The 11,058-nt window shown below is 71.6% G+C and carries 9 protein-coding genes; 5 read left to right on the top strand and 4 right to left on the bottom strand.

The genetic code is table 11. The annotated features are described in order from the left end of the window. Positions 1–99: 99 nt before the first annotated feature. Positions 100–1,827, top strand: a complete 1,728-nt coding sequence (locus PINTE_RS17855; RefSeq protein ID WP_084343764.1) for an AMP-binding protein — start codon at positions 100–102, stop codon at positions 1,825–1,827. A gap of 716 nt (positions 1,828–2,543) precedes the next feature. Here the strand turns inward: PINTE_RS17855 and PINTE_RS17845 are convergent. Continuing rightward, a complete protein-coding gene (locus PINTE_RS17845) occupies positions 2,544–4,301 on the bottom strand; it encodes an oleate hydratase (RefSeq protein ID WP_068433465.1) in 1,758 nt (585 codons plus the stop codon). Between the two features lie 73 nt (positions 4,302–4,374). Then, positions 4,375–5,400, bottom strand: coding sequence for a zinc-binding dehydrogenase (locus tag PINTE_RS17840; RefSeq protein ID WP_245643035.1), 1,026 nt, complete (start codon positions 5,398–5,400; stop codon positions 4,375–4,377). Between the two features lie 78 nt (positions 5,401–5,478). On the opposite strand from PINTE_RS17840, the gene PINTE_RS17835 reads away from it, so the two are divergent. After that, positions 5,479–6,114 (top strand): TetR/AcrR family transcriptional regulator, encoded by a 636-nt coding sequence (locus tag PINTE_RS17835; protein WP_068433462.1) that lies wholly within the window; start codon positions 5,479–5,481, stop codon positions 6,112–6,114. A gap of 43 nt (positions 6,115–6,157) precedes the next feature. Beyond that, complete coding sequence (locus PINTE_RS17830; RefSeq protein ID WP_068433460.1) at positions 6,158–6,766, top strand: class I SAM-dependent methyltransferase; 609 nt, start codon at positions 6,158–6,160, stop codon at positions 6,764–6,766. Between the two features lie 36 nt (positions 6,767–6,802). On the opposite strand, the gene PINTE_RS17825 is transcribed toward PINTE_RS17830, so the two are convergent. Next, positions 6,803–7,993 carry an AbrB family transcriptional regulator gene (locus PINTE_RS17825; RefSeq protein WP_068433458.1) on the bottom strand — a complete coding sequence of 397 codons (1,191 nt, stop codon included), beginning with the start codon at positions 7,991–7,993 and terminating at the stop codon, positions 6,803–6,805. Between the two features lie 143 nt (positions 7,994–8,136). Beyond that, positions 8,137–8,406, bottom strand: a complete 270-nt coding sequence (locus tag PINTE_RS17820) for a PspC domain-containing protein (protein WP_068433455.1) — start codon at positions 8,404–8,406, stop codon at positions 8,137–8,139. A gap of 197 nt (positions 8,407–8,603) precedes the next feature. On the opposite strand from PINTE_RS17820, the gene PINTE_RS17815 reads away from it, so the two are divergent. Further along, positions 8,604–9,662 (top strand): nitronate monooxygenase, encoded by a 1,059-nt coding sequence (locus tag PINTE_RS17815; RefSeq protein ID WP_068433453.1) that lies wholly within the window; start codon positions 8,604–8,606, stop codon positions 9,660–9,662. A 307-nt stretch (positions 9,663–9,969) separates the two neighbouring features. Further along, positions 9,970–11,058: hypothetical protein (locus PINTE_RS17810; protein ID WP_217996634.1), on the top strand; the 1,089-nt coding region annotated here is incomplete at its 3' end.

Below are 11,058 nucleotides of genomic sequence, written 5' to 3'. Positions count from 1 at the left end.
CCGCCCGCCGCACGGGCGCGGGGCGGGCAGCGCGCGGCCCCGGACGCGTAAGGTGCGCTGAGGGGGTCGAGGACCGCCACGGGAAAGGAGCGGTCCGGCATGGAAACGTCTGACACGCGCACGTCGGGCATCCACCCGCGCGGCGGGAACTGGCAGCAGCTGTACGGCCCAGGGGTGCGCCGGCATCTCGACTACGGTGGCGCGACGCTCGTCGACCTTTTCGAGCGCGCCGCCCAGGGCCTGCCGCGGCAGGACTGCTACGACTTCATGGGCGCCTCGCGCCGTTACGAGCAGGTCGCCGACGACGTCGCGCACGTCGCGCACGGGCTGGCCGCCCTCGGGGTGCGCGCCGGAGACCGAGTGGCGATCCTGCTGCCGACCTGCCCCGAGAACCTCGTCGCCACGCTGGCGTGCGCGCGGCTGGGCGCCCAGGTCGTGCAGCACAATCCGCTGTACACGGCCGACGAGCTGGCCCCGATGTTCGCCGACCACGGCGCGACTGTGGCAGTCGTGTGGAACAAAGCGCTCGGCATCGTCGACGAGTTGCGCGCGAGCAGCGCGCTGCGGCACGTGATCTCGGTCGACCTGACCCGCTCGCTGCCGACGCTCAAGCGCCTCGCGCTGCGGCTGCCGCTGCCGGCGGCGCGGGCCGCGCGGGCCCGGCTCACCGACTCCGCCCGGCACCCCGATGTGCTCGACTGGCGCACCGTGCGCAGCCCCGAACCGCTGCCGGCCGAGCACCCCCGGCCCGGTCCAGACGACGTCGCGGTCATCCTCTACACCTCGGGCACGAGCGGTTCCCCGAAGGGCGTGCCGCTGACGCACGCGAACATCGTCGCCAACTGTCTGCAGGGCGTGGAGTGGGCGCAGCTGGAGTTCGGGCGCAACGTCTTCCTCGCGGCGCTGCCGATGTTCCACGCCCTCGGGCTGACGGTCGGGGTGTTCGCGGGGATCGCGGGCGGCTCGACCGTGCTGCTCGTGCCGACTCCGGACCCGGCGTTGATGATCGACGCGTGCAAGCGGCGGCTGCCGACGTTCATCACCGGGGTGCCGCCGATGTTCGAGGCGATCCTGCGCGAGGCCGAGAAGCTGGGTGTCGACCTGCGCGGGATCCACAGCGGCCTCTCGGGGGCGATGTCGCTCGACCCGGAGTTCGTCGACCGCTGGGAGGCGGCCACCGGCGGGCACCTCATCGAGGGCTACGGCCTGACGGAGACTGCGCCGATCGTGCTCGGCAACCCGATCGCGCCGACGCGGCGGCCGGGCACCGTGGGGGTCCCGTTCCCCGACACCGACATCCGCATCGTCGATCCCGAGCACCCGAAGACCGACGTGGAGCCGGGCACGCAGGGCGAGCTGCTCGTGCGCGGGCCGCAGGTGTTCGGCGGGTACCTGCACCTGCCGGACGAGACGGCCGCGGTGTTCGTCGACGGCTGGTTCCGCACCGGCGACCTGGCTCGGCTCGACGACGATTTCGTCGTCATCACCGGCCGCGCCAAGGAGCTCATCGTCACCGGCGGCTTCAACGTCTCCCCCGCGGAGGTCGAGGAGGTGCTGCGCCGGCACCCGGCGATCGGCGACGTCTCGGTCGTCGGCGTGCCGCGCCCGCACGGCGGCGAGGACGTCGTCGCGGCGGTCATCCCGGTCGGCACCCTGCCCTCCACCGAGGAGCTGCGCGCCTGGGCCAAGCACTCGCTCGCGGCCTACAAGGTGCCGCGCCGCTTCGAGGTCGTCGCCGAGCTGCCCACCAACGCCATGGGCAAGGTCCTGCGCCGCGAAGTCGCCGCCCTGCTCCACCGCCCCGACCAACGCCCTGAACGTCCCTGAGAACTGCGTGTCGTGGTGAGAACTGCTGTCCGTGTCGCAGTCCTCACCACGACACGCAGTTTTCACGAGCTTGGCGAGCTCCTCCCCAGATCCCGAGGCGCGCTCAGGCGCCCGCTTCAGTGGTCAGAGCCCCGCTCGCGGCGCGTCCTTGCCTCAACGGGCGTGCAGGTCACGACTCGGGATGAGCTGCGGGTTGTCATCGTGTCCGCCGCAGAAGGGGGGCGAGTCGCACTCCCGTGAGGTGGATGGCGTCGTTGCGCCAGGATTCCAACAAGGGGTCATCGTTCGTCACCATGTGGGACAGCGCATTCGGACTTGTATCGATCAACTGAGCCACATTGCCCGTCCATGCGCGGACGCGGACCGCCAACGCGTCCAGTTGCGCCAACCACGCCTCTTCCTGGCTTTCGGTCAAGTCGTCGCGGCGCACAAGAAGAATGTCGATGTCCGAGTGGACGTCCGCGGTGCCGCGGGCGGAAAACTGAAATCCGCTCCGACATCGTTCCAACTATCGTTGACCTGAGTCAACGATGGTTGGAACCCGCGGTCGCTGACTCCGAGCACTGACCTCGCCCCCAACGTCCGTAAAAACTGCGTGTCGCGGTGAGAACTGCGGCACGAACCGCAGTTCCGATCACGACACGCAGTTCTCAGCGAAAGGGGGGCGGGCGAGAGGGGCGGGCGAAGGGGTCGGCGAGGGGCGGACGCTGGGTAACTCAGATGAGGCCGGATTCGTGCAGGAGGCGGCCGACCTGGGTGGCGTCGATGCGCTTCATCACCCGCTCACGCACCGGCTTGGGCGCGGGGATCGAGATCTTCGCGCCGTCGCGCAGGCGGCTCGTCGCGGCGAGCAGGCTGCGCACGTCGTACGTCGAGTCGAAGACCTCGGGCACGCCGCGCTCGATGCCGAGCAGCTGGTAGGCCGACTCCATCCCGGTGCGCACCGAGTACTCGGTGGTGAAGATGCAGTCGCGACCCGTCTCCGCGAACTGGCCGATGAAGGCGAAGTTCGTGGCGCCGGCGGGCACGACGTCGGGGCGGTCGCCGGCCTTGCGCGGCATGAAGAACGACGTGACGTACGGCATCATCACCGGCACGCACTTGGCGCCGGTCGCCGCCAACTCGTCGATCTCGTCGACGGGAACGCCCAGGTGGTACAGCCATTCGGCGGTGATCTCCGCGCCGGTGCACTCGGACATCGGCTTGTTGACGTAGTCGCCGGGGCGGTCGACGAACAGCGAGTAGACCCACACGACGATCTCGTTCGGCCGCTGCGCCTTGAAGTGCGGCTGGCGGTTGACGGTCCAGCTGAGCAGCCACGAGGAGTCGCGGGCGGTGACGATGCCGCCGGTGACGACGCGGCCGCTGAACGGGTCGCGCTTGGCGATGCGGCGCATGTACTCCGGGATGCGCTCGTCGGTCGTCGTCACGGTCGCCGACATCCACTTGGTCTCGTCGATGCTGGAGCAGAACACCTCGGGGCGCCCGAACGACGGGTCCTTTCGCGCGACCCGCTTCCACAGGTCCCACGCGGAGGCGGGCCCGCGGTCGAGCCGCGCGGGCGTGTGGTTGTCGCCGTTGTCGGAGTTGTCGACGAGCGAGCCGATCGTCATCAGCACGACATCGTGCTCACCGAGGTCGACGCCGCCCTCCTGCCCGCGGTGCACCCAGTGGATGCGCGTGGCCGTCTTTCGATCGCCGGTGAACTCGAAGTCGACGTCGGTGACATCGGTCTCGAACTGAAAATGCACGCCCTGGTCGATGAGCCAGCGGGTCATCGGCAGCACGAGCGACTCGTACTGGTTGTACTTGGTGAACTTCAGCGCCGAGAAGTCGGGCAGCCCGCCGATGTGGTGGATGAACCGGTGCAGGTACAGCTTCATCTCCAGGGCACTGTGCCACTCCTCGAAGGCGAACATCGTGCGCCAGTAGAGCCAGAAGTTCGATTCGAGGAAGTCCGTGGAGAAGACCTCGTCGATGCGCTTGCCCTCCATCTCCTCGCGCGTGGCGAGGAAGACCTTGACGAGCTCGCGCTGCGCCTTCGGGGTGAGGGTGAACAGCCCGTCGGTGTGCGCGTCCTGACCGCGGTTCACGGTGGCGCGCTGGAGGCTGTAGTTCGGGTCGTCCTTGTTGAGCCAGTAGAACTCGTCGAGCACCGAGGCGCCCTCGACCTCCAGCGAGGGGATCGTGCGGAAGCAGTCCCACAGGCACTCGAAGTGGTTCTCCATCTCGCGGCCGCCGCGGATGACGAAGCCGCGCTCGGGCTCTTTGATGCCGTCGAGGGCGCCCCCGGGGAGCTTGAGCTTCTCCAGGATCGTGATGTTCTCGCCGGGCACGCCGCCGTCGCGGATCATGAAGACGGCGCTCGACAGCGAGGCCAGGCCGGCGCCGACGAACCAGGCGTGGGTGGCCTCGGCGTTCTTCACCGGGCGCGGGCGGGCAAAGGCCTCGTAGTTGCCGCTGCTGTAGTACATGGTCGAACTCCTTGCAGATTCGCAGGTTTCGGGGTTTCAGGGGTTTCGGGGGTTTCGGGGGTTTTCGGAGTGCTCACGGGTGGAGCACGAAGCGGATGGGGTTGCCCTCCTTGTGCTCCAGGCGTGCGAGCACGTCGGGGGCCTGGTCGAGCGGGAAGGTCGCGGTGATCGAGCGCGAGAAGTCGAGGCGGTCGAACTCCAGCAGGTGCACGAGCTCGCGCACGTGCTCGCCGCGGCTGCCGTAGTTGCCGACGACCGACTGGCCCTTAAAGGCGAAACTCATGTCGTCGTCGATCTCCAGGCCCCTGCCGGCGAGCCCGACCACGATGAGCCGGCCCCGCACCCCGAGGGTGCGCAGGGCCTGGGTGCGCACGGCCGGCACGCCCGCGAAGTCGAAGGCGGCGTCGAGACCGTTCGGTGCGACCCGGGCGATGACCGCCTCGGCCTCCTCCGGGGAGACGGTGACGTCGGCCCCGAGCTCGAGCGCCCGGTCGCGGGCGGCCGGCAGGGGGTCGACGGCGATGATCGGAGCCGCGCCGCTCATGCGAAGCAACTGCACGGCGTGGGCGCCGAGCCCGCCGAGACCCCAGACGCCGACGGCCTCCCCGGCGTGCACGTGGGCGGTGCTGCTCACCGCGGCCCACGGAGTGGAGACGGCGTCGGGAATGATCGCCGCCTCGTCGAACGACAGCGTGTCGGGGATCGGCACGACCGTCTCGGCCTTGGCGATCGCGTACTGCGCGTAGCCGCCGTCGTAGTCGACGCCGCGGGTGAGCACGCGGCCCGTCGGGGTGAGGTGGCCGGCCTGCAGCAATACGCGGCTGCCCAGGTCGTAACCGAGGGGCGCTGGGTCGACGTCGGCGCCGAGCGCATCGACGACACCGGCGACCTCGTGACCGAGGGTGACGACGTCGCCGTCGAGGAAGAGCGGGCGGATCGTGCCGTCGACCAGGTGCACGTCGGACAGGCAGACCCCGGCGGACTTCACCGCGATCCGCACCTCACCGTCTCCGGGCTCGGGGACCGGCACCTGGTACACCGACACCGTGTGGTCGGTCAGGTCCAGGCGCACGGCCGTCATCGTCGTCATCGTGTTCATCACTGCCTCCGCTGGCTTCGTCGTTGATCACGCTCAATTTTGAGTGTACTCATTTTTGAGCCGAGTACAATTCGAGGCATGAGTGAGGCAGCAGGACGGGTGGCGCCGACGCGGCCGGCGGGCCGCCGGGAGCAGGCGAAGGCGCTCAAGCGGGGTCGGATCCTCGCTGCGGCGCAGCGGCGCCTGGCGAGCCAGGGCTACGAGGGCATGACGATGGCGCAGGTCGCGCACGACGCGGACGTCGCGATCGGCACCGTCTTCCAGTACGCGGCGACAAAGCCCGAGCTGCTCATGATGGTGGCCGCCGACCGGTGGTCGGACGCGATTCCCGCCCTCATCGCGCAGGCCCGCGACACCGACGACCCGGTCGAGATCATCCTCACGCTGCTCTCTCCCCTGGCGCAGGAGTCGGCCCGGGCGCCGGAGGTGACGATGGCGATCGCCCGCGAGATCCTCTTCGGCGTCGACGGCCCGCACCGCCGCGAGGTGGTGGCCCTGGTCGCGCAGCTGGAGGAGGCCATCGCGGGCGTGCTGACCAGTCACGGAGCCGGTGCCGCGGCGGGCACGGCCAGCACGGCGGCCCGCCTCATCGTCTCCGGCGGGCTCATCGAGCTCAACCGCACCCGCACCGGACTCGCCGACGGTGATCCCGTCGAGCACCGCCTGCGTGCCATGGTCGAGCTCGCCCTCGCCGGGGCGCGCGCCGGGGTGTGAAGCTACGGTGACGGGAGCCAGACCGTAGCCGCAGGAGGAGCCAGTGCCCGTCGAACCCGGCGAGTGGGAACGCATCATCGCCGCCAACCCCGACCACTCCCGGTGGTACATCCAGCGCTTCCGCGACCTCGAGGCCGCGGGCAACGACATCGTCGGGGAGGCCCGCCTCATCGACGCGATGCTGCCGCGCGGGTCCCGGGCGCTCGACGCGGGGTGCGGGCCGGGCCGGCTCGGGGGCTACCTGCACCGGGTCGGGCACACCGTCGTCGGCGTCGACGTCGATCCCGCGCTCATCGAGGCCGCCGAGCAGGACTATCCCGGCCCCACCTGGATCGCCGCCAACCTCGCCGACCTCGACCTGCCCGCCCACGGCATCGACGACGGCTTCGACGCGATCGTGTGCGCCGGCAACGTCATGACGTTCCTCGCGCCGAGCACCCGCACCGACGTGCTGCGCGCCTTCGAGCGGCACCTGCGCGTCGACGGCCGCGCGGTCGTCGGCTTCGGCGCCGGCCGCGGCTACGCCTTCGACGACTTCTTCGCCGACGCGCGCACCGCCGGCCTGGAGACCGACCTGCGCTTGGCGACCTGGGACCTGCGCCCGTTCACCGACTCCAGCGACTTCCTCGTCGCGGTGCTGCGCCGGGCGTGAACGACCCGCGCCCCGGGCGCGCCGGGTCTCGACGACTCAGCGCACCCGGAGCATGCGCGCGAGGATCGGCGCGGCCGCGAGCATGAGGATCAGCCGGATGACCTGCGTCGTCAGCACGAACGTCACATCGGAGCCGGAGTCGACGGCCACCGCCAGCACCGCGTACAGCCCACCGGGGGTCGTCGCGAGATAACCGTCGAGGGCGCTCTGACCGGTCCACCGGGCGAGCAGCACGCCGGTGCCCGCGCTGAGCGCGATGACCGCGACGATGAGACCGAGCGCGAGCGGCAGCAGCCGGGCGATCGAGCGAATGGCCGCCGGCGTGAACCGGATGCCCACCTGGGCTCCGACGAGCACGAACGCGCACGTCATGAGCCAGGCGGGCACGCCGAAGCCGACGTCGAGGCGGGGTTCGACGAACACCCCGATGAGCATCGCAACCGCCAGCGGGCCGAGCAGCACCCCCGCCGGGATGTGCAGCCACCGGCCGAGCTGGGCACCGACCGCCCCGCAGACCGCGACGAACAGCAGCGAGGTCCACCACGGTTCGACGCCCACCGAGCCGGAGCCGGACGAGCCGGCCAGCACCGCGCCCGTGCTCGGCGGATGGAACACGAGCGTCGCCACGATCGGCATGCCGACGAGAATGAGCAGCACCCGCACGTATTGCACGACGGAGACGACCCGGTCGTCGGCGCCGAGCTCCCTGGCGATCGCCGTGATCCCCGACGCCCCGCCCGCGATCATCGCGAAGACCCCGGTCGCCTGGCTGAGGCGAGCCCCGCGCGCCAGGGCCCACCCTGAGGCGATGCTCAGGGCCAGGGTGACGACCCCGGCGGCGAGGATCGGCACGCCGTCGCCGGTGAGTTCCTGCAGCGTGCTCGGCTCGACGAGCGCGCCGATCGACACCCCGATGATCGCTTGGCCGACCGTCGACGACCAGCTCGGCATCGCCAGCGCCGGCCACACCGCCTCCCGCCCCGGCATCGACCGCTGCGTGAACCCGACCGCGTAGACGACCGCCCCGAGCAACGCACCGAACAGCGCCGGCGACGGCAGGCCGGTGCCCACGAACATCAGCGCGCTGAGCAGCACGAGCACGCCGAGCACCGTCCAGGCGATGACGACCGGGGCGCTCGGGCGGCTCGGCCGGGGGCGCCGCCATCGCCCGATCAGAGCCGGGCCCCCGGCATCGTGCCGCGCCCACCCGGAACCGCCGACCGGCACGACGACGCCCCGACCCTAAAGGGGCCGGGGCGTGTGGTCGAGGTCATGGGACCAGTGTGCCGTGCGAGTGTCTCGGGGCGGCACGGGGTTACGGGAGCCTGGGGCTCAGCGGGCGGTCGAACCAGTCACCCGGAGCCGCGGGCTCACAGCTGGGGGCCGCCGGTGACGCGGTCCTGCGGGTCGGTGCCGTGCACGGCGAGGTAGGTGTCCTCTGGCATGAGCACCCAGGCGATCGGGTACAGCACGAGCGGGCTGCCGGGGAGCACGACCATGAGGGCGAAGACGAGGGCCCGCATCGCCCAGGCGTTGGCTCCGAACTTCTCGGCGAGACCGCCGCAGACGCCTCCGAGGACGCGGTCGGTGCTGGATCGGGTGTAGCCCTGGCGGGCCAGCGAATCGTAGATGCCGTTCATGATGATGCCTTCGGTCGAGGTGGTGGTCGGTCGTCGGCGGCGCCGGGGCCGCGATGAACACGTCTCCAAGACTGACCCGACCGCGGCCGGGGCGCCATGCGGTGCCACCCTGAGCGCACCAGGAGCCGACCATGAGTTACCGGTTGACCCCCGCCGGAGGTTTGGTTCGCGGGAGCCCCGGTGCCAGGGTGGGACTCATGGCGTCCCCCTCATCCGGCACCGTGCCATGGCCGCACACCCCGCTGCCGGTGGTGGCCGCCCCCATGGCGGGCGGACCGTCGACGCCGGAGCTGGCCGCGGCGGTCTCGAACGCAGGCGGACTGGGGCTTCTTGCGGCGGGCTACCGCACCGGCTCCGACATGGCCGAGCAGGTGCGGGCGACCCGGGAGCTGACCGGTGGGCCGTTCGGGGTCAACGTGTTCGTGCCCGCGGTGGAGCGTGACGAGGGACGACTCTTCGCGCAGCGCACCGCGATCGAGGCCTACGTCGACCTCCTGCAGGCGACCGCTACGCGTCTGGGTGTCGAACTGCCGCAACCGAATTGGGAGGACACCGACGGCTGGGACGAGAAGATCGAGGCGCTGGTGACCGATCCTGTCGCGGTCGTGTCGTTCACGTTCGGGCGCCCGCCGCATCGCGTCGTCGACCGGCTGCACCGCGTCGGCACGTGCGTGGCCGTCACCGTGACGTGCACCCAGGAGGCCGACGCGGCGGAGGCGGTAGGTGCCGACGCGCTCGTCGTCCAGGGCGTGGAGGCCGGGGGTCACCGCGGCACGCACGACGTGCTGATGACCCCCAACGTGCTGAGCCATCCGGAGCTGCTGCGCAACCTGCGGGGCCGGCGGGCCGCGCTCGTCGCAGCCGGCGGCATCGTCGGCCCGAGCGACGTGCGGCGGGCCCGCAAGCTCGGGGCGGTGGCCGCGCAGGCCGGCACCGCCTACCTGCTGACCCCGGAGGCCGGCACGAGCCCTGTGCATCGACAGGCGTTGACCGAGCGGGCTCTGGAGGCGAGTGTGACGCGGGCCTTCTCGGGGCGACCGGCGCGCGGGCTGCGCAACCGGTTCGTCGAGGAGTTCGACGCCTACGCGCCCGCGGTCTACCCGGCCGTCGACCAGCTGACGAAGCCGCTGCGGGCCCGGGCCGCGCAGCTCGGCGACGTCGGTGGGGTGTCGCTGTGGGCCGGAGCCGGGTGGCGCACCATCGAGGCCGCGCCGGCCGCGCAGGTCACCGCGCACCTGGCCGGCCCGCGCGGCTGAGGCCCCGATCGGCGGTCAGCTCGGTCACTCGCTCGGGCCTTTCAGACGGCGGGCCTACCACCTCTTGCTGTTTCTTGAACGAACTTTGACCACATCCTCGTTGAGAACTCGTAACGCCCCTGCCGAGAATGGCGATGAGACGCAGATGGCCTGGTCACTGGGGAGTGGTCGCGCCGGCGTCTCGACCAGCGACAGCGGTGTCTCGCGCTTCGGCGGAGCAACGACCCGCCGCAGCGCCCGGGCAAGGGGGAACTCGGACGACTCCGGGACGACAGCCGCACCGGCACGAACGTAGGAGCCCGATCTCGTGACGAACCCCCTCGCGCCGACCCCTGACCAGGGCCTGGCGGTGCGCACCACGCGCCTGTACACGCTCATCCGCGACGCCTACCTGGCCCTCCCCCAGATCACCCGGCGCAAGCTCGACGCGCTCGCCGACCTGCAGCTGGCCACGACCCGGCCGGTCGTCTGCACGCGCACCCCGACCGGAGGCGGTCTCGGCGGCGCGGTGGGCGCGGCGGGCACTGTGGGCGCGGCTGCCGCTGCGTGCGGCTGCGGGCGGGCGCACACCGCGCAGACACGCGAGTCGGGTGAGGCCGGTGTGCCGGTCGCGGCACCGGCTCCGCCCGCGCAGCTCGCCGACGGCGTGGCGCCCGGCGAGTTGGGCGGCGTGCGGCTCGTGGAGTGGCTCCGGCAGCGGATGCACGAGTCGTCGGCCGCGCTCGGGCCGCAGGAGAGCGCGTTGACGCTGCTCGACGTCATGGTGTCGACGGCGCCTCCGCGGCACGAGTCCCGGTACGGCGGCTGCGGCGCGGTCACCCCCTACGACTGGTCGGTCGATCCGGTGGCGTTGTACATCGACGCGGCGGGGTATGTGGCTCCGCAGCTGGCCACGGGATCGATCCAGCGGCTCGCCCGCCTCCACCGGCAGTCCCGCCGATTCCTCACGACGGGAAGCCGACTCGCGATCAACGGCCGGGCCCTGGGCGACTGCGCCGGGCCGGAGGACGCGGTCGCCGACATGCTCGAGAGCGTGCTCGGGGTCAACTGCGCGACGGCCCGCGCAGCGGCGTGCGTCGCGCTCGACGGCGGGTCACTGGATCAGGTCGGCGGGCTGGCCGGGGGTGCGCTGTTCGTGCCGCTGAGCGGGTTCGGCGGGCCGGAGGCGTTCGTGGGCACGCGGCTGTGCCACACGGCCCCGGCGGCGCTGGTCCACCACCTGGCATCGCTGGAGTGCGCGCTGCGGGTGCGGCCGGGATCGGCTCAGCCCGTGGGCGATTCGCTGGAGGCGCTGCGGGAGGACATCGCGACGATGGTGCCCGTCGACGCCGACATGGCCGCGCGGCTGCGGGCCGGTCGCCGTGCGGTCGAGCTCACCGCGGTGCGGTGCGCCGCC

The sequence above is a fragment of the Piscicoccus intestinalis NBRC 104926 genome, assembly GCF_001515525.1.
GTDB lineage: Bacteria > Actinomycetota > Actinomycetes > Actinomycetales > Dermatophilaceae > Kineosphaera > Kineosphaera intestinalis.
The sequence above is the reverse complement of the archived record's forward strand: the minus strand, read 5'-3'. Positions and strand labels throughout refer to the sequence as shown.